We start from the raw sequence: 18,941 nt of genomic DNA on the forward strand, positions 1-18,941 counted from the left end.
GAATAGTGACATGCTCGGACCGTGGCGTCAGCGGATCACTCTGGGAGTGTGGTGCCAGTGGAGGCGCCCTACGACGACCGCCTGCTGCACCAGCGCGTGGTCGGCGGAGACGACAGCGCCCTCGGCGAGGTCTACGACCGCTTCGCCGCCCTCATCTACGGCCTGGCCGTCCGCGTCACACGCGACCGGGTCGTCGCCGAGGACATCACCCAGGAGGTCTTCCTCATCTTCTGGGAACGGCCCCTGGCCTACGACCCCGACAGGGGATCGCTCAGGGCCTGGCTGGCCACCATCGCCCACCGGCGCGCCGTCGACCACGTGCGCACCGAGGAACGCCGCCGCGTCTCCACCCTCGGGCCCCGGCTCTTCGAACCCGCACCCGAGCGGCTGGAAGACGGCGTGCTCGCCGCCGACGAGGCCGAGAGAGTACGGCAGGCGGTGACCAAGCTGCCCGACACGCTGCGGGAGGCGGTACAGCTCGCCTACTTCGGCGGGCGGACCTACCGGCAGGTGGGGGAGGAGTTAGGGGTGCCCGAGGGCACCGCCAAATCGCGGATACGGATGGCATTGAGGAAACTGGCCGAGGAACTGGCCGAGGAGGAGGTGTGATGGACCCGGTCGAGCGTCTCTACCTGGACGCGCTGCTCGAGGCAGCCGAGCCCTCCCCTTCGACGGACGCCGCCCTCGCTTCCGACGCCACCCTCGCTTCTGGGGCTCACCCGCCCCTCCCCGGCGGCGTTCTCGCTGGTGGCGCTCTCCCCGGCGGCCACTCCCTCCGCCTCCAGCTCCTCGCCGGAGCCCGCGCCCGCCGCCGCCCCGCCGAACGCACCGCCTCCTGGGCCGAGCCGTACGCCGGCCGCGTCGCCGCCATGGACGCCCTCCTCGGCGCCGCCGTCGACGACGACTGGAACCGCGTCATCGTCGAAGGCTGGACCCTCCAGGAACTCGTCGCCCACCTCGCGGCCAAGGACGGCCTGCTCGCCGCCTCCGTCGGCGCCCCCGTCCTCGGCCCGCCCCTGGCCGCCGTCGACGCCCTCGGACGCACCGCCGACGTCCAGGCCTACGAACGTTCCCGCAGCCCCGAGCAGACCCGCCGCGACTGGCGTGCCCAGGCCGACGCCCTGTGCCGCCACCTGTCCACCCTCCCGCGCGACACCCCCGCCACCGTCGACGGCCTCGACGCCCCCGTCGGCGACCACGTCCTCGCCCGCATGCTGGAAACCTGGGTCCACACCGACGACGCCGCCCGCGTCGCCACCCTCCGCCTGCCCCGCCCGATCGGCCCCCACATCCACCCCGCCGCCGACCTGTGCGCCCGCCTCCTGCCATGGACCATGCTCATGTCCGGCATCGACGGCAGCGGCCGCATCCTCGGCCTCCACCTCACCGGCGACGGCGGCGGCGACTGGACCATGCCCCTCGGCATCGCCGACCCCGCCGCCACCCGCCCCCCGGACGCCCACATCACCGCCGACGTCGTCGACTTCTGCTTCCTCCTGGGCCGCCCCGGCGAACTCGACCGCTTCTCGGCCGAGCTGGAAGGCGACCTCGACCTGGCCCGCGAAGTCATCCGCACCGCCCCCGCCCTCTCCGGCCCCTGACAGCACGGGCCCGCGGTGCCTGGACGCTTCGCGCCACGCGCCTCCGGGCTTGCCCATGAAGGTCAGGTTTCAGCCCGCGCAGTCGTCGCAGAGAGTCTTGATCCAGGGTCTGTCCCTGGACCGGCCAGGCGCGCCGCAGTATTCGCAGATCCGGGCTGATTCCTGCTCAGCGGCGCGGACGAGCTGCGACGGCGTCAGCCCCTCGTAGTGGTCGGGCTCCCTTTCATCCGGCGCAGCGAGCGAACGCAGCAGGCCGGTCAGCAAGTAGACCCTCAGCTCGCCGTACTTCTCCTTGACCTGGCTGACTCTGTAGCCGGGGTCAGCGGCCAGCAGGTCACTGTGCAGCCGCTGCAGCAGCGGATGCCATCCACGGCCGACATCGTCGAGGAATGCGGGAATCTGGCTGGACATACCTTCATGGTTTACCACTGGCGGCACAGATCACGCACTCGGATGGGCCCGGTCCACGCCGTACCCCCTCCGAAGCTGTCGAAGGGGGTAACCGCGCATGGACGCAGAAGTTCTCAGCCCTTCCCTCTCACGAAGCCGTGCACCCGAACCCGGATGCCACCGCCGAGTCGCCCGCGCCCCGGCTCACCTGGAACCCGAACGACGTGGACCCCGACGGCCCCACGGACCCGTTGTGCGACACGTTGCGCGCCGTCACCGCCGACCCCGACACCGTGAACACCGCGTTCCACGACCCGCTGATCGTCTGCCCGGCGGGCAGGGTGAACGTGACCGCCCACCCGCTGATCGCCGAGGTGCCCGGGTTGGCGACCGCGACCTGCGTCACGTATCCGCCACCCCACTGGCTCTGCACCGTCGCCGTGGCCGTGCAGCCGCTCCCGGTGCCTCCGCCCGATGTGGTGACCGTCACCGTGGCGGAGCGGGGGGAGCGGTTGCCCGCGGCGTCCCTGGCGTACACGGCGAACGTGTACGAGGTGTTCGCCGTGAGCCCGCTGACGGTCGCACTGGTCGAGGCGGTGGTGGCCGCCGGGGACTCGGTGCCGCCCTGCACGCGTACGACCTCGTACCCGGTGACGCCCACGTTGTCGGCCGCGGCCGTCCACGACAGCCTCACGGAGCTGGCCGTGACCTCGGAGGAGGCGGGGGCGCCGGGGGCGGTGGGCGGGGTGGTGTCGTCCTCCGGCTCCGAGGAGTAGGTCAGCCCGAACCCGTACGGGAACAGCGCCTGCTTGCCGTCGCCGTCGTTGATGGGCTGCTGCGAGGCGCTGGTCATCCACGTCACGGGCAGTTTCCCGGTCGGGGGCACCCGGCCGAACAGGACGTCGGCGACGCCCTGCCCCTCGGTGCCGGGAAGCCACGCGGCGACGAGGGCGCGCCAGTCGGGCAACTGTGAGGAGATCTCCAGCGGCCGTCCCGAGACCAGGACCACGATGACCGGCACCCCGGAGGCGCGCAGGGTGGTGAGCGTCTGCAGGTCCTCGGAGTCGAGGCCCATCGCCCCGGTCCGGTCGCCGCGGCCTTCGGCGTACGGCGTCTCGCCGATGACGGCGACGGCGGCGCGGTAGGTGCCGTCGATGCCGGAGCCGGTCCGGTTGTAGGTGACGGTGGTGGACGAGTCGACGGTGGCGCGGATGCCCTGCAGGATCGTGGTGCCGGGGGTGATCGGCCCGGACGATCCCTGCCACGAGACCGTCCAGCCGCCGCTCTGGTTGCCGATGTCGTCGGCGCTCTTGCCGGCGACGAAGATCTTGCCGCCCGACGTGGCCAGGGGCAGGATGCCGCCGCCGTTCTTCAGCAGGACCTGCGACTTGGCCACCGCCTCCCTGGCGATCGCGCGGTGGGCGGCGCTGCCGACGGAGCCGGTGAGGGATCGGTCGGTGAGGGGCTTCTCGAACAGGCCGTACTCGAACTTCTTGGTGAGGATGCGGCGGTTGGCGTCGTCGATCCTGGTCATCGCGACGCGCCCGGCCTGGACCTCGGTGCGCAGCAGGCTGATGAACGACTTCCACGACTCGGGGGCCATCACCATGTCGACCCCGGCGTTGATCGCGGTGCGCACGTCGGTGGCCGACAGGCCGGTGGCGCCGTCGATCTGGTCGACGCCGTTCCAGTCGGAGACCACGAATCCGCCGAAGCCGAGTTCCGTCTTGAGCAGGTCGGTGACGAGGTAGCGGTGGCCGTGCAGCTTGGCGCCGTTCCAGCTGTTGTAGGAGAGCATGACGGAGGCGACCCCGCGCTCGACGGCCTGCCTGAACGGCGGCAGGTGGATGGAGCGCAGCTCCGTCTCCGGCAGGTCGGTGTTGCCCTGGTCGGTGCCGTTGGTGGTGCCGCCGTCGCCGAGGTAGTGCTTGGCGGTGGCCAGGACGCGGGCGCCGCCCTCCTGCAGGCCGGTGATGAAGGTGGTCATCGACGAGGCGATCTCGGGCTTCTCGCCGAACGACTCGTAGGTGCGGCCCCAGCGGTCGTTGCGGGCGACGCAGACGCAGGGCGCGAAGTTCCAGTCGACGCCGGTTCCGGCGACCTCCTTGGCGACGGCGCCGCCGATGCGCCCGACGAGTTCGGGGTCGCGGGTGGCGCCCAGGCCGATGTTGTGCGGGAAGATCGTCGCGCCGACGACGTTGTTGTGGCCGTGCACGGCGTCGGAGCCGTAGAGGAGCGGGATGCCGAGCGGGGCGGCGATCGCGGCGCGCTGGAAGGCGTCGTACATGTCGGCCCAGGAGCTCGCGGTGTTGGGCGAGGGGGCCGAGCCGCCGCCCGACAGCACGGAGCCGAGGCGGTAGGAGGTGATCTCGCCGGTCGTGACGGAGGCGCGCTCGGCCTGGGTCATCTGGCCGAGCTTGTCGTCGAGGCTCATGCGGGCGAGCAGGTCGGCGACCCGCGTGGCCACGGGCAGGCTCGGGTCCTGGTACGGCAGGGCCGCCAGGGCGGCCGTGCGGATGGGCGGTGCCGCGGCGACCGCGGGACGGGGAAGGAACAGCCCTGCCATGAGCAGGCAGAGCACGAGCGGAGTGGATCGCACGGTCGCCCCTTACGGACGGAGGGTGAGAGTTTGGGAGCGCTCCCACTGCCGGACTGTAAGCCGCGGCCGGGGTCCTGCAAACCTCCGAACCCCCGGCCTCGCCCGCACGCCGCGAAACGGATGAAACTTTCAGCCTCGCGCCCCAGGTCAACCCCGGACGCTGCCGCTCGTCGATTGCCTCCTCCGGGCCGGCCGCCACACCATGACCGCGTTTCTGCGGAAGGCGAAAGGCGAACAACCTCATGGAACGAGCTCCGGCCCACAGGCGGATGCTGGCGGGCATGGTCGGTGTGGCGGTGGCGGCCGCGAGCGCCGCCGTCGCGCTGACCCTCTCGGCACCGGCCACGGCCGACACCGGCACCGGCTACCTGCGCACCTTCGGCAACAAGATCGTGGACAGCACCGGCGCCACGGTCCGCCTGACCGGCATCAACTGGTTCGGCATGGAGACCGACAACAAGACCTTCCACGGCCTGTGGTCGAGCGCGACGTGGCGGGCGCAGATCGACAAGGTGGCCTCGCTCGGCTACAACACGCTGCGCGTGCCGTACTCCAACGACGCGCTCAAGCCGGGTGCCACGGCCTCCGGCATCAACGACTTCGTCAACCCGGACCTCGTCGGCCTCTCGCCCCTGCAGATCCTCGACAAGGTCATCGACTACGCGGGCGACAAGGGCATGCGGGTCATCCTCGACCGGCACCGGCCGACCGCCGCGGGCCAGTCGGCGCTCTGGTACGTCTCGGCCACACCCGAGACGACCTGGATCAACGACTGGAAGATGCTCGCCCGGCGCTACGCGGGCAACACCACGGTGATCGGCGCCGACCTGCACAACGAGCCGCACGCCGAGGGCACCAACCCCAACGCCACCGGCGCCTGCTGGGGCTGCGGCGACCCGGCGCGTGACTGGCGCCTGGCGGCCGAGCGGGCGGGCAACGCGGTGCTGTCGGCCAACCCGAACTGGCTGATCTTCGTCGAGGGCGTGAGCTGCCCGAGCGGCGGGCTGTCCAACGTGTGGGACGGCGACACCTCCAACGACGAGGACTGCGGCTGGTGGGGCGGCAACCTGAGCAAGGCCGGGCAGTTCCCTGTCCGGCTCGACGTGCCGAACCGCCTGGTCTACTCGCCGCACGACTACGCCACCTCGGTCTACCGGCAGACGTGGTTCGACGCCCCGAACTACCCGGCCAACCTGCCGGCGATCTGGGACAAGTACTGGGGCTACCTGTACAAGCAGAACATCGCCCCGATCATGCTCGGCGAGTTCGGCACCACCCTCACCGCCAACGTCGACAAGGTCTGGCTCCAGGAGCTGATGAAGTACCTGGGCACGGGCGTCAACGGCATGTCGTTCACGTACTGGTCGTGGAACCCCAACTCCGGCGACACCGGCGGCATCGCCAAGGACGACTGGATCTCCATCAACCAGGACAAGCAGGACATCCTCCAGCCCTACCTGATCCCGCCGTCCGGCGACCCCGACCCCGACCCGACCGGCACCTCGTCGCCCACGCCGACCGGGCCCGTCCCCGGCGCCTGCACCTTCGCCTACAAGATCACCAACAGCTGGCAGGGCGGCTTCCAGGGCGAGATGGCCGTCACCAACAGCGGAACGTCCAGCATCGCCAACTGGACCGCGCAGTGGACCATGCCCGCGGGCGTGACCCTCAACAACGCCTGGAACGCCACGGTCACCACGTCGGGCTCCACCTGGACGGCCAAGGGTCCCGGCTGGGCGCCGAACCTCGCGCCCGGCCAGACCGTCACCGTCGGCTTCACCGCCAACGGCCCCTCCTCCGGCCAGCCGACCGGCGCGGCCTGCTCCTGACGATCACCGAGGAGGTACGGCAGGCGGTCCGCCTGCCGTACCCCACGGGCGGTCAGCAGGTCAGGTTGCCCCCGGGGCTGACCCCGAGGATCTGCGTGAACTGCTGGTACTTGGCGACCCTGCTCTGCACCTGGGCGGGGTTGCCGCCGTTGCACTCCAGGGCGCCGTTGATGCTGCGGATCGTCTCACCGAAGCCGTGCCCGTTGACGATGGCGTTGTGCGGCGTCATCGTGCCGGGGCCGCTCTGGGTCATCCAGTACCAGATCGCCGTCTTCCAGGCCACCGACGCGTCCTGCTGCACCAGCCACGGGTTGGTCAGCAGCGGCAGCCCGAGCGCGTCGCCCGCGGCCTTGTAGTTGAAGTTCCAGCTCAGCTGGATCGGCCCGCGTCCGTAGTAGGCGGCCTGGCCGGCCGGGCAGCCGTAGGACTGGGTGGCGTCGCAGTAGTGCGGGTAGTTGGCGGTGTTCTGCTCCACGATGTGCACCAGGCCGCCGGTCTCGTGGTTGACGTTGGCCAGGAACGCCGCGGCCTCCTGCTTGCGCACTGTGTCGCTGCCCGTCTTGGCGAAGGCCGGGTAGGCCGACAGGGCGGCGGTCAGGCCGCTGTAGGTGTAGAAGGAGTTCCGGCTCGGGAACATCTGGTTGAACTGGGCCTCGCTGACGACGAAGCCAGAGGGGTCGGGCGAGTTCGTGGGCGTCGGAGTGCCTCCTCCCGAGCAGGTGTAGGGGTCCCAGAACCAGTGGCTGATCACCGGGTCGTATCCGGGGTTGGCGTGGACGGCGATGTAGTGGTTGCCGTCGGTGTAGCGCACGATCGCGCCGACGTTGTACTGCGTGCCCGCCGCCCAGTTCGGGTAGTTGCAGGTGGTGCCGCCGCCACCCCCGCCGCCGGTGCAGGCGCCGTCGTCGCGCCAGACCTGGGCGCCGCCGGGGGTCTCGCCCTGGGTCCACCACTTGGCGGTGTAGTTGCGGCCGTTGTGTGAGGCCTGCATGCCCCCGGTGTAGACCGCCGAGGAGCTCCAGGCGGTGGCGCATGCGGCGGCCTGCGCCGCGGTCATCGGCAGCACCGTCAGCATGGCGAGCGCCAGCAGGGCGGTGGTGACTAAGGCGTAGATGCTCTTCACCCGACCACTCCTTTTAGGAAAGTTTCCTAAGAATTAGCGCGAGTGAGTGCCCCTGACAAGGCCCAAAGTCCGCCCGGCCCCGCAAGGGACCGGGCGGCGCATGATCAGGACAGCGTCGTCTGCGCCTCGACCGCCAGGCCCCTGGCGTACTCGTCGTCGCTCTCGGCCAGCACTCGCTTGACCCCGAGCTCGGCGCGGCGGTCGCCGCGCTGGGCCAGCCCGCGCGTGGCCTCGGCCACCGTGTGCAGGTCCTCGTCGTCGAGCCTGGCGGCCAGGGCCTCGCGCACCTCGGGCGTGTCGACGTCGAGCCCGGCCAGTCCGGCCGTGGCCCAGTCGCGCACCTCGTCCTCCTCGTCGGAGGTCATCTCGATGAGGATGGCCAGGCCCTCGGCGCTGTCGGGCGGCAGCACGTCGGCCAGGGCGATGGCGTCGGTCATGGTGCGGCGGTGACCGGGGCGCCCGATGATGTCGAGCACCTGCGGCAGCGCCCTGGGGTCGCCCTGGTGGCCCAGCGCGGCCAGCACCGAGCGCAGCACCTGGGGGTTGCCCTCGGTGGTGGCCATCTTCTGCAGCAGCGGCAGCGTGCGCTCGACGTACGGCTTCTCGCCGTCGTCCTCCACGCCGAACTGGGCGATCGCGTCGACGCCGAACTCGCGCTCGCGGGCGTCCTCGCTCACGCACAACGCGGCCAGTTCCTCGTAGGTCGCCTCGTCGCCGCGCTTGGACAGGGAGTCGGCCACCACCCACCAGGTCTCGGCGTCCTCGTCGGTGTCGCGGTGCGCCAGCGCGCGGGCGACCAGCTGGGAGACGGGGGAGACGACGCCCGTCGCGTCCTCGAGCAGCGTGGTGATCGCGGCGTGGCCGCGCTGCGCCTGGACCTGCTCGCTCTCCTCGCTGTCGGGCGCGCGGCCCGCGACGGTGACCAGCTCGGTGCCGTCCTTGGCGAACTGCCTGGCCACGACGTACTCCCAGCCGTCCTGCCCGATCTGGTCGAGCAGGGCGCTCTCCAGGTGCACGCCCACCCAGTCGGCGGCGATGTCGAGCGGGCTGTCGCCGTCGCCGTCGTAGGCCTGCGGGTCGGCGCCCGCGTCGAGCAGCACGCGCACCACGCCCAGCGCGCCACGGCGGGCGGCGAGGGTGAGCGGGGTGTCGCCGCCGGTGTTGGCGGCGGACACCGAGGCGCCCGCGTCGATCAGCGCCTGGGCGGCGTCGGCGTTGCCGTTGGCGGCGGCCCACAGCAAGGGCTGCCAGCCGTCGGCCTCCGTGCCGTTGACGTCGGCGCCTGCCTCGATCAGGCGGTTGATCACGTCCACCCGGTCCCACGCGGCCGCCGCGCACAGCGGCAGACCCTCCGGCCCGGCCTGGCCGGGGTCGGCGCCCCGGTCGAGCAGGTCGGCCACGGTCGCCACATCGCCGTCAAGCGCGGCCCGGTAGAGCTCTTCCTCATACATGACAGCGACCCTAGCCTGGCCGGTGAACAGTTCGTCGCATGACACAAGTCCTCCCTTCGGAGGACCCGCAAAGGCCGCGAAACGCGATATGTTGCGTTTATGAGTGAAGTACGGGCTTCCGATGCCGAGCGCGAGGCCGTCGTCGAACAGCTCAAGCAGGCGTCCGTCGACGGGCGCCTGACGCTGGTCGAGCTGACCGAACGCACCGAGGCCGCCTACACCGCGGCCACCCAGGCCCAGCTCGCCCTGCTGACCCAGGACCTGCCGGCGGCCGGAACCCGGGCGCCGCTGTCGCAGGCCGGCGGGGCGCCGGTGCGCAAGCGCCGCTGGTACGTGGCGATCATGGGCGACACCAAACGCCGCGGCAAGTGGCGCATCGAGAGCGAGCTCGGCGCGTGCGCGGTGATGGGCGACGTCGTCCTCGACCTGCGCGAGGCCGAGGTCCGCGGCAACACGGTCGACATCGTGGCCACCGCCGTGATGGGCGACGTGAAGATCATCGTCCCCGACGGCGTCGACGTCGACCTCGAAGGCATCGCCATCATGGGCGACAAGAAGACCAACGTCGTCGAGGCCCCTCCCGGCATGGACGTCCCCGTGGTCAGGGTCAAGGCCTACGCGATCATGGGTGACGTGCGCATCATCGGCGACTCCAAGGCCGAGCCGATCAAGCGCGCCCTGTCGGGATGGCGCGAACACTGGCGCGAGCTCATGGGCGGCGACGGCCACTCGGGCAGCTGGCAGTCGGGCGGCTGGCGCCAGGGCGACGGCCACTACGGCATCGGGCGCCGCTACTCCGACGACTGATCGCCTTCAGGAGGCGTGCAACATCCCGCGGGGCCTCGGGCGTAGTTCCCAGTGAGCATCCCCGAGCCGGACAGGACAGCCCATGCGGGAACGAGGCGACTTCGAGCGCTACGTCGAGCAGCGCTCCGCCCGCCTGCTCAGGACCGCCTACCTGCTGTGCCGCGACTGGCCGGGCGCCGAGGACCTCGTCCAGACGGCGCTGGCCAAGGCGTGGCTGGCCTGGCGCAGGGTCGGCGACGACCCCGATCCGTACGTCTACCGGATCCTGGCCAACACGCACGCCTCCTGGTGGCGGCGCCGCTGGAGGGGCGAGGTGCCCACAGGCGAGCTGCCCGAGCTCCCCGGCGGCCCCGAGCCCGACGTGGGCGCGCGTGAGGCCCTGCGGACGGCGCTGGCGGCCCTGCCGCCCAGGCAGCGCGCCGTCCTCGTGCTGCGCTACTTCGAGGACCTGTCCGACCAGGCGATCGCGGCCATCCTGGGCTGCTCTCCGGTGACCGTGCGCACCCAGGCCAGCAGGGCTCTGGCCAGGCTGCGCGCCGAGCACGCGATGGAGTTGCGATGAACGATGTCGAGCAGGAGCTGCGCGCGTTGCTGCGCGACGACAGCGCGGATGTTCCCTACCGGGGCGTGAACATCGGCGACGTCGCCGACAAGGTGCGCGGCATCAGACGGGCCCGCCTCAGGACCGCGGGCGCGGGACTCCTGGCAGGCCTGGGTGTCGTGCTGGTGGCCGCGGCGGGCACGCGCCTGATGGGCGCTCCCCCCGAGGTGCAGGCGACGGTTGCCACGACGCAACCCACGCAGTCGATCGTCCCGTCCCGCTGGCTCGTCGGCAGCTCGCAGACCTATACCGAGGGCGGCAGGAAGCAGTCGTTCACCGTGTCGTCGTCGACCGGGCAGCTCGTGGTGATGCTCGACTGCGCTCCCGGCACGCACGCGTACGTGTGGATCGACGGCGGCCTTGCGCTCAGCACGTCGTGCGATTCCTGGCAAGCCTCCTGGCACGTGATCCCCGTCGCGGGCAAGGACGGCGTGAGCACGGTGGAGGCGGCCGTGGTCCCGTCGGACGCGACCGGCGGGGACGCGGGCAAGGCGCTGGCCTCCGTCGCGCCGTACCCGGCGACCTGGACGATCAGCGTCATGGAGCAGCGGTCATCGCCGTGCACCACGCCGTCGGAACCGAGGTTCGTCTGCCTGCCGCCGAGCTAGAACCCCTCGGCCAGGCGGAAGCGCAGCGGCTCGCCGCCGTCGAGCGCCACCCGGTACGGAAGGACGCCCAGCCGCCTGCGCACCAGGGTGGCGCGCAGCTCCACCTCGCCCACGGCGACCGCTCGTCCCGGCGTCCTGGCGACCAGGGCCAGGCGCTGGCCGCCGCGGATCTCCTCGCCGGCGGTACGGGTGAACTCCCACGTGCAGGTGTCCTCCTGCAGCCCGTAGGCGGTCAGGAAGACCTCGCTGCGCGCCCCGGTGGTGCTGACCTCGACCCCTGCCTCCAGCAGCGCCTTGGCGCCGATCTTGACCGTGGTGGTCTGCTCCACCGGCCGCTCGGAGCGCAGCGGGTCGAGCGACCAGGCGATCGGGACCGGCTCGGGCACGCCGTCGGCGCGCGAGAGCCGTACGGTCAGCCAGGCCTGGGCGAAGCGGGCGCCGGGCTCCGGCAGGAAGCTGCAGCCCAGGTGGACCAGGTGGAAACGCCAGGCGCCGCCCTGCTCGGCGAGGAAGGCGCGCAGCGGCGGGTCGCCGGCCGCGAGCTCCTCGGTGAGCGGCTGCACGACCGGGCGTCCCAGCGTGACCGCCCCGCGCACGGGTTCGGGCCTGGGGCGCCCGCGCGTCACCCGGGCGTCGGCCGTCATCGTCGCCGGTAACCAGGACAGGTCAGGTGCATCGAGCTCCATCAGCGCCACTCACCCGTGTAGTAGAAGGCCCCCCAGTCACGGTACTCCGGGTGCGCGGCCCTGGTCTGCCGCTGCGCGTGAGCGAAGGCGGCCAGCTTGCCCGCCTCCAGCGAGGCGTGGAAGGTCGTGAAGAAGTCGCGTGAGGTCGTGCTCTCCACCGGCCAGAGCGTGCCGACGATCGTGCGCGCCCCGCGCGACAGCAGCGCGGCCGGGATGCCGCGCAGGTTGTCGGCCAGGTCGTATCTGCCCAGCGCGGTCTCGCAGGCCGACAGCGTGACCAGGTCCAGCCCGCCGAGGTCCAGGCGCTGCAGCTCGTAGGCGTTGATCGGCCCGTCGGCGGCGTACAGGCACTGGAAGGCGGGCGCGGTGACGTTGTGCAGCCCGTGGGTGGCCAGGTGGAAGCGGCCGGAGCGGGTCAGCGCGCGCAGCACGCTCTGCCGGGTGGCGCGGTCGCCGACGAGCGCGTGGCGGGTGATCGCCAGCGCCTCCTCCTCGGCCTCGGGGATCGGCTCGAAGCCGAACTCGCCGCGGGGGAAGCCGAACGCCGCCGCGCGCGTCCTGCCCGCCGCCTGCCGTACGGGCTGGTCGAGCAGTGCGAGGTTGGGCAGGTAGCTGACCGTCCAGGAGTCGGCCAGCGGCCGGCCGTCGAGGTGGCACAGGTGCAGCGGCGCGAAGTGGAAGGGGCCGTGCGGCACCACCAGCAGGTGACCGCCCGCCCGCTCGCGCAGCAGGTCGGCCGCGGGCCCGAGGAACCAGCCGACGTCCAGCGCGCCGGCCCGGGCGGGGGAGTGGGCCCGGCCGGAACCGGGCTCGGCCAGGACCGCGTCGCGGATCAGCTCCACCCGCAGCTGCACGTCGTCCAGGACGCGCACCCGCTCGGCGTGCACCTCGTAGGCCTGGCTCGCCAGCCCCGGCTGCGTGGTCACGGCCACCATGTCGCGGGCGCAGACCACGATGACGCCCAGGTACATCCACAGCAGCACCGTGCCCTCGGGCAGTGCGGCGGTGACGGCCGCGCTGTCGAGCAGCTGCGGCCCGGCCTGCGCCCGCGCCGAGATCGCGCGCTGCACGCGCGCGTCGAAGGTGTGCTCCAGGTTCTCGCGCACCGGCGCGCGGCTCTCCAGCCGCTCGGAGTACGGCGTGACGAGCGTGACGGAGTCGAGCAGCTGGTCGCGCGGCCGTTCCGGCGCCCAGGACACCGACTCCAGGAGCTGCCGCCCCTCGGGGTCGGCCTCCCAGTCGTACGGTACGCGCCCGCGCCACGCCGCCGCGAACCTGGCTCCCTTGGCCCACTGCAGGCAGGCGAACAGGGCGTCGACGTCGTCGCGCTCGGAGTGCACGGCGTGGGCCCAGATGGTCTGCAGGACCGGGGTGGCGCGGGTGCCGACGAGGTTCTCGGCCCAGAGCGCGATCTGGCCGAGCGTGCCCGCCAGGGTCCTGGCCAGGCCCTCCTGGTCGGCCACCAGCCTGGCGATGATCGTCAGCGACTCCTGGGCGGCGTCGGCCAGGCCGAGCGACAGGAAACCGGCGCAGGCGCTGACCTGCGCGGTGACCGCGTCGGCCCGGTTGCCCGCCTCGAAGGCGGCAGTCGACAGGCGCGTCAGCCAGCCGGCCGCCAGGTAGGCGATCGCGTGGTGGTGACGCTCGCCGAAGGGCTGCGGCAGGTCGTTGAGAAGCGCGATCCAGGCCAGGGCGCCCTCCAGGTCGGTGGCCCCGCGCACGCCGGACTCGACGGCGGCGATCAGGGCGAGGGTGTGCCGCTCGGCGCTCCAGGATCCGGCCGACGCCCGTCCCGCGAGATCCGCCGCGGCCTCGGCAGGACTCCGTTCGCCGCCGGGCACGCCGGCGTCCTGGTCGATCAGCAACGCCGCGTGCAGGAGCAGCAGCCGCACCCGCTGCTCCTCCTCCAGCCCCAGCACGAACGCCGCCGACCTGGCGAACAGGGCCCGCCCGCGCGCGGGATCGTGGCGCGCCAGCAGCTGCGCCAGGCCGGTGAGCACCCCGATGGCGGCGTCGCGTCCCTGCTCGGCGGCGATCCGCTCGACGGGACGCTCCACGAGCTCGTCGTCGGGCATGCGGTCCAGGGTCACGAGCGCGTGCACGAGCAGCTGCGGGTAGCGTTCGCCGTCGGCGGTCGCCGCCATGCGCTCGGCCAGCTCCCGCAGCTCCGCCTCGTCGGGCCGCATCCCGAGCACGGTCCGCGTGCGCAGCACCCCGAGCAGCGCCCCGATGACGTGCGCCACCTGCACGTCGGCCGCCATCGGCAGCGCCCGCCGCAGATGGCCCTCGGCCACGTCCATCGTCTCGCCGACCGGCGGCATCGCCGTGTCGCCGTCGTCGCCCTCGACCGGGTCGAGCGGCTCCTCCCCGAGCCGCTCCAGCCAGCGGCGCAGGTCCTCCCAGAACAGCTCGACCGGCCGTCCGGCCCCGTACGGCTCGGCGTGCAGGGCCCCGAGCGCCAGCAGCACCTCGGCGTACTGCGGCGTGCCCTCGTCGAGGGACTCCAGCACGAACCGCCCGGCCTCGGCGGCGCTGCGCAGCACCCTGGCGTCCGGCAGCTGCGCGAGGACCTGGCGGGCCACGAACAACCAGCGGAAGCGCGCCAGCCGGGCCATCGCGTGACCCGTCTCCGACGCCGGAAGCCCGGCCACGGCGGCCAGCAGCAGCTGGTGGAGGCGCAGCGCCTGCCGCCACTGCCCGGCCACCAGCAGCGCCATCGACTCCCGGCACAACGCCTGCACGTAGAAGGGCGACAGCGTGGCGACCACGTTCGGCTGCCTGGCCAGCTCCATCGCGTCGGTCATGCCCATCGCGACGTCGACGGCGTTCAGCAGCTCCTCCAGCGGGCCGCCGCCCAGCCGGTAGGCCTCGGGGTCGCGCGTCAGGTAGTCGTAGACCGAGGCCACGGCCCGCATGCCCGCGTCGACCACCCGCCGGTCGTCGTCGCCCTCCACGCCCGGCACCCGCCCGTCGCTCACCCCGCGCAGCGTCATGATGGTGACCATCGAGAGCAGCTCGGGCCTGGCCATCACCCGGGCGATCCACTCCTCCTGCGGCGAGGCGCCCAGCTCGCGCACGTCGTCGAGCAGCGGGTCGAGGCGCTCCAGCACCGCCATGACCGTCTCCGCCGTGCCCTCGCCGTCGAGCAGGGTGAGCACGTGCAGGCAGGCGGAGCCCAGGTAGTCGTGGAGCCTGGCACGGGAGGCGGCGGCCCGCTCCGCCTCCCCGAGCGCCTCGAAGTGCTCGATCTCCCACGTCATCACCCGGCGCAGCCGCCTGCGCAGGCGCGGATCGGGGCTGTCGTGGAAGTGGCGGTGGAACCTGGCCACCAGGGCGGGCAGCCGGCCCTCGGCGGTGTCCTCGTCGAGCATGAGCGAGGCGTGGTTGAACAACGCCAGCGCCACCCAGAACAGCACCCCCTGGTCCGGGTGGCCCTCGAACTCGGCGACCACCTGCCGGTAGGCCTCCTCCGCCTCGCCGTACCTGCCCATGACGCGCAGGACGGCGGCGCGGTTGTAGCTCAGGGCCGCGCGGGAGTCGGGCGGGCCGTCCTGTGCCAGCAGCTCGTCCATCGCGGCCAGGCCCTGGCGAGGGTCGCGGCCCGCCAGCGCGATCGCCCGTTCGACCGGGTCCATGCCCGGACCCTATGCCGCGGGAGCGGCCCGGTCACGAGTCAGACGGCCACGCTCTGCGAGCTGCGGATCGCCTGGCGGTAGCGGCCGAGCAGCACCTCGACCAGCTCCGGCGCCGGTCCGAGCACGTCGGCGACCACGTCGGCGCCCGCCTCCAGTGTGCTGTGGCGCACCTTGTCGGCGAAGTAGCCCGGTGCCAGCAGATAGGGGGCGACGACGATCCTGGGCGCGCCGGCCCGCTTCAGCAGGGCCACGGCCTGCGCGGGCGTGGGGTCGGCGGCGGAGGCGTAGGCGGCGGTGACGCCCCACCAGCCGTGCCACGACCGGGCCATGGCGCCGATCACGGCGTTGGCCTCGGCGCTGCTGGAGCCGGCGGAGACGAGCACCACGGCGGTGTCGCGGTCCCTGGCGACGCCGGCCTCGGCCAGGCGGCGCTCCAGGGCGGCCGTCATCAGCGGGTGCGGGCCGAGTGTCGAGCCGTAGTGCACCCTCGGCCCGCCGCGGGCGGCGCGCACCTCGGCGATGGCGGCCGGCAGGTCGACCCGGCTGTGATAGGCCTCGGTCAGCAGCAGCGGCAGCACGACCGCCTCGTCGAGCCCGGCCAGAGCCTCGGGGAGGCGGGGACCGGCGTGGTCGAGGTAGGCCGAGCGCACCACCAGGCCGGGGCTCGCCTGCCGTACGGCGTCGAGCAGGGCCTCCACGGTGCGGGCGGCGCGCGGGTCGCGCGAGCCGTGGGCGACGGCCACCAGGGGGAGGGCCGTGGGGGGGGGGGGGGGGCGGGGCGGGGGGGGGGGGCCGGGGGGGGGGGGGGGGGGGGGGGGGGCGCGGCCGCCCGGCCCGCCGCCCCCCCCCCCGCCCCCCCCCCCCCCCCCCCCCCCCCCCCCCCCCCCCCACGACCGCACGCCGCACGGGTGAATGCCCACCCGACGGCGGAAACGAGTCCGCGCAGCCTGCCAACGGCGCGGTCTCGTGGCTCAGAGGTGCAGGCCGCATTCGGTCTTCCCGAAACCCTGCCAGCGCCCGCTGCGCGGGTCCTCGCCGTCGGCCACCTGCCGCGTGCACGGCGCGCAGCCGATCGACGGGTAGTTGTCGTAGTGCAGCGGGTTGATCAGCACGCCGTTGTCGGAGATGTAGTTGTCGACCTCCTCCTGAGTCCAGGCGGCGATCGGGTTGACCTTCACCATCTGGCGCTTGGCATCCCACTCCACGACCTTGGCGCCGGCCCGCGCCGGCGACTCGTCGCGGCGGATGCCGGAGATCCAGGCCAGGTACGGCTCCAGCGCGCGGTTCAGCGGCTCCACCTTGCGCAGATAGCAGCACAGGTCGGGATTGCGGCCGAACAACCGCGGGCCGAGATCCCGCTCCTGCTCCGCGACGGTGCGCGAAGGCTTCACATTGATCACATTGACGTCATAGACCGCCTCGACGGCGTCGCGCGTGCCGACGGTCTCGGCGAAGTGGTAACCGGTGTCGATGAACAACACGTCGACACCGGGTTTGACGCGGCTGACCAGGTCGATCAGCAACGCGTCACTCATCGAGGAGGTCAGGCACAACCGGTCGCCGAAGGTCGCCGCCGCCCAGCGGATGATCTCGCGGGCGGACGCGCCCTCCAGGTACGACGCGGCGGACTCGACGATGCTCTGCAGGTCGAGGGTGCCGCGCTGCTCTCTTAACGTGAGTTCGAGGTCGACGACGCTCATATCTTTACTCCGATTCCGAGGAAAGTCAGCTTGAAGGCGCGGGCGCAGGAGCGGCAGTACCAGCCGCCGTCCTTCTCGTAGGGCTCCAGGTCCTCGTCACCGCAGTAAGGACAGTGGAACGGCACGGCGCGGGTCGTCATTTGAGATCACCCTCGTCCGCCCGCTGGACCCAGTCGGAGAACCGCTCGCCTTCCTTCTTCTGGGACTCGAAGTTCGTGACCACGCGCTCGACGTAGTCGGGCAGGTCCTCCACGGTGGTCTTCAGACCGCGCACCTTGCGCCCGAAGTTGGCGTTGGTGCCGAGCGAGCCGCCCAGGTGGATCTGGAAGCCCTCGACCTGCTCGCCCTTGTCGTTGACGACCAGCTGGCCCTTCAGGCCGATGTCGGCGACCTGGATGCGGGCGCAGGAGTTCGGGCAGCCGTTGATGTTGATCGTCAGCGGGTCCTTGAAGTCCGGCAGGCGGCGCTCCATCTCCTCGATGAGGTGGATGCCGGTCGCCTTGGTCTCGACGATCGCCAGCTTGCAGAACTCGATGCCGGTGCAGGCCATCGTCTGGCGGCGGAAGGTGGAGGGGTTGACCTTCAGGTCGTTGGCCTCCAGCTCGGCCACCAGGCCCTCCACCTGGTCGGGGGCGACGTCGAGGATGACCATCTTCTGCTCGACCGTGGCGCGCACGCGACGCGAGCCGTACTTCTCGGCCAGGTTCGCGATCAGGTGCAGCTTGTCGCCGTCGAGGCGGCCGACCTTCGGCGCGAAGCCGACGTAGAAGTTGCCGTCCTTCTGCTGGTGGACGCCGACGTGGTCACGCCGGTCGCCGCGCGGCTCCTGCGGCGCGGGACCGTCGGGCAGCTGCTCCTTCAGGTACTCGGTCTCGAGGATCTCGCGGAACTTCTCCACGCCCCAGTCGTTGACGAGGAACTTGATCCGCGCGCGGTGACGCAGGCGGCGGTAGCCGTAGTCGCGGAAGATGCCGATGACTCCGCCGTACACGTCGCCCACCTGGTCGGGGCGGACGAAGACCCCGAGCCGCTTGGCGAACATCGGGTTGGTCGACAGGCCGCCGCCGACGAACAGGTCGTAGCCGACCTCGCCGTCCTTGGTGACCGCCACGAACGCCACGTCGTTGATCTCGTGCACCGTGCAGTGCGCCGGGCAGCCGGAGATCGCCGACTTGAACTTGCGCGGCAGGTTGGAGTAGGCCGGGTCGCCGATGAACCGGTCGTGCACCTCGCGGATCGCCGCGGTGGTGTCGACCAGCTCCTCGGTGTCGATGCCGCTCAGCGGGCAGCCCAGGATGACGCGCGGGGTGTCGCCACAGGCCTCGGTGGTCGACAGGCCCACCGACTCCAGCCGCTCCCAGATGTCGGGCACGGCCTCGATCTCGATCCAGTGCAGCTGGATGTTCTGGCGGTCGGTGACGTCGGCGGTGCCGCGGCCGTAGTCGTTGGAGATGTCGGCGATGACCCGGAGCTGCTCCAGCGAGAGCTGGCCGCCGTCGATGCGGACGCGGAGCATGAAGTAACGGTCGTCCAGCTCCTCCGGCTCGAGGATGGCGGTCTTGCCGCCGTCGATGCCGGGCTTGCGCTGGGTGTACAGGCCGTACCAGCGCATCCGTCCACGCAGGTCGGCGGGGTCGATCGAGTCGAAACCGCGCTTGCTGTAGATGTCGATGATGCGCTGGCGGACGTTGAGCCCGTCGTCGTTCTTCTTGTTCTCTTCGTTCTTGTTGAGCGGCTCGTGGTAACCGAGGGCCCACTGGCCTTCACCGCGCGGGCGCTTGTGGTGTCGACTGGCAGCCGTGCTGTTCGGCGGGGTCATTGCGCGTCCTTTGGGTTACGGGCGCGCGCGGCTTGCCTCCTGCCTCGTCATCGAGTGCAGGGGTCAGGCGGGGTGGCGTGCGACGCGCCAAC

Annotated in this window: 16 protein-coding genes; 6 read left to right on the forward strand and 10 right to left on the reverse strand. The window is 72.1% G+C overall.

The features are described from left to right. Window positions 1–48 precede the first annotated feature (48 nt). Both ACIBH1_RS34425 and ACIBH1_RS34430 read left to right on the forward strand, forming a co-directional pair. Window positions 49–609: a sigma-70 family RNA polymerase sigma factor gene (locus ACIBH1_RS34425; protein ID WP_397318176.1), complete on the forward strand. Its 561-nt coding sequence runs from the start codon at window positions 49–51 to the stop codon at window positions 607–609. After that, window positions 609–1,601, forward strand: coding sequence for a maleylpyruvate isomerase family mycothiol-dependent enzyme (locus ACIBH1_RS34430; RefSeq protein WP_397318177.1), 993 nt, complete (start codon window positions 609–611; stop codon window positions 1,599–1,601). The genes ACIBH1_RS34425 and ACIBH1_RS34430 overlap by 1 nt, the downstream gene beginning before the upstream one ends. A 69-nt stretch (window positions 1,602–1,670) precedes the next feature. On the opposite strand, the gene ACIBH1_RS34435 is transcribed toward ACIBH1_RS34430, so the two are convergent. Both ACIBH1_RS34435 and ACIBH1_RS34440 read right to left on the reverse strand, forming a co-directional pair. Then, entirely contained in the window at window positions 1,671–2,012 is a 342-nt protein-coding gene (locus ACIBH1_RS34435; protein ID WP_397318178.1) for a hypothetical protein, read from the reverse strand. Between the two features lie 127 nt (window positions 2,013–2,139). Beyond that, window positions 2,140–4,590 carry a glycoside hydrolase family 3 N-terminal domain-containing protein gene (locus tag ACIBH1_RS34440; protein ID WP_397318179.1) on the reverse strand — a complete coding sequence of 817 codons (2,451 nt, stop codon included), beginning with the start codon at window positions 4,588–4,590 and terminating at the stop codon, window positions 2,140–2,142. Window positions 4,591–4,832: 242 nt separating this feature from the next. Between ACIBH1_RS34440 and ACIBH1_RS34445 the strand changes: the two genes are divergently transcribed. Continuing rightward, entirely contained in the window at window positions 4,833–6,419 is a 1,587-nt protein-coding gene (locus ACIBH1_RS34445) for a cellulase family glycosylhydrolase (protein ID WP_397318180.1), read from the forward strand. A gap of 52 nt (window positions 6,420–6,471) precedes the next feature. Here ACIBH1_RS34445 and ACIBH1_RS34450 read toward each other — a convergent pair whose 3' ends face one another. Together ACIBH1_RS34450 and ACIBH1_RS34455 are read right to left on the reverse strand one after the other, a co-directional pair. After that, complete coding sequence (locus ACIBH1_RS34450; RefSeq protein ID WP_397318386.1) at window positions 6,472–7,494, reverse strand: glycoside hydrolase family 19 protein; 1,023 nt, start codon at window positions 7,492–7,494, stop codon at window positions 6,472–6,474. A gap of 152 nt (window positions 7,495–7,646) precedes the next feature. Continuing rightward, complete coding sequence (locus tag ACIBH1_RS34455) at window positions 7,647–8,993, reverse strand: ankyrin repeat domain-containing protein (RefSeq protein WP_397318181.1); 1,347 nt, start codon at window positions 8,991–8,993, stop codon at window positions 7,647–7,649. 99 nt (window positions 8,994–9,092) lie between these two features. On the opposite strand from ACIBH1_RS34455, the gene ACIBH1_RS34460 reads away from it, so the two are divergent. The 3 genes from ACIBH1_RS34460 (at window position 9,093) to ACIBH1_RS34470 (ending at window position 11,009) form a co-directional block, all read left to right on the forward strand. Continuing rightward, the gene (locus ACIBH1_RS34460; RefSeq protein ID WP_397318182.1) at window positions 9,093–9,800 is read left to right on the forward strand and encodes a DUF1707 domain-containing protein; all 708 of its coding nucleotides are present in this window, start codon (window positions 9,093–9,095) and stop codon (window positions 9,798–9,800) included. Between the two features lie 82 nt (window positions 9,801–9,882). Continuing rightward, window positions 9,883–10,362 (forward strand): SigE family RNA polymerase sigma factor, encoded by a 480-nt coding sequence (locus ACIBH1_RS34465; RefSeq protein ID WP_397318183.1) that lies wholly within the window; start codon window positions 9,883–9,885, stop codon window positions 10,360–10,362. Next, the gene (locus tag ACIBH1_RS34470; protein ID WP_397318184.1) at window positions 10,359–11,009 is read left to right on the forward strand and encodes a hypothetical protein; all 651 of its coding nucleotides are present in this window, start codon (window positions 10,359–10,361) and stop codon (window positions 11,007–11,009) included. Before ACIBH1_RS34465 ends, ACIBH1_RS34470 begins: the two co-directional genes overlap by 4 nt. On the opposite strand, the gene ACIBH1_RS34475 is transcribed toward ACIBH1_RS34470, so the two are convergent. From ACIBH1_RS34475 to ACIBH1_RS34500, 6 genes are all read right to left on the reverse strand, one after another. Beyond that, window positions 11,006–11,695: a hypothetical protein gene (locus ACIBH1_RS34475; protein ID WP_397318185.1), complete on the reverse strand. Its 690-nt coding sequence runs from the start codon at window positions 11,693–11,695 to the stop codon at window positions 11,006–11,008. The genes ACIBH1_RS34470 and ACIBH1_RS34475 overlap by 4 nt on opposite strands. After that, entirely contained in the window at window positions 11,695–15,330 is a 3,636-nt protein-coding gene (locus ACIBH1_RS34480; protein ID WP_397318186.1) for a CHAT domain-containing protein, read from the reverse strand. Before ACIBH1_RS34480 ends, ACIBH1_RS34475 begins: the two co-directional genes overlap by 1 nt. A 38-nt stretch (window positions 15,331–15,368) precedes the next feature. Beyond that, window positions 15,369–16,073, reverse strand: coding sequence for a sirohydrochlorin chelatase (locus ACIBH1_RS34485; RefSeq protein WP_397318187.1), 705 nt, complete (start codon window positions 16,071–16,073; stop codon window positions 15,369–15,371). 228 nt (window positions 16,074–16,301) lie between these two features. Further along, on the reverse strand, window positions 16,302–17,030 hold the full coding sequence (locus ACIBH1_RS34490; RefSeq protein WP_397318188.1) for a phosphoadenylyl-sulfate reductase: 729 nt from the start codon (window positions 17,028–17,030) through the stop codon (window positions 16,302–16,304). Beyond that, the gene (locus ACIBH1_RS34495) at window positions 17,027–17,170 is read right to left on the reverse strand and encodes an Insertion element protein (RefSeq protein WP_397318189.1); all 144 of its coding nucleotides are present in this window, start codon (window positions 17,168–17,170) and stop codon (window positions 17,027–17,029) included. The genes ACIBH1_RS34490 and ACIBH1_RS34495 overlap by 4 nt, the downstream gene beginning before the upstream one ends. Then, window positions 17,167–18,849, reverse strand: coding sequence for a nitrite/sulfite reductase (locus ACIBH1_RS34500; protein WP_397318190.1), 1,683 nt, complete (start codon window positions 18,847–18,849; stop codon window positions 17,167–17,169). Before ACIBH1_RS34500 ends, ACIBH1_RS34495 begins: the two co-directional genes overlap by 4 nt. Between the last annotated feature and the right edge of the window lie 92 nt (window positions 18,850–18,941).

Origin of the sequence: Nonomuraea sp. NPDC050663 (assembly GCF_044456985.1) — a bacterium.
Classification (GTDB): Bacteria; Actinomycetota; Actinomycetes; order Streptosporangiales; family Streptosporangiaceae; genus Nonomuraea.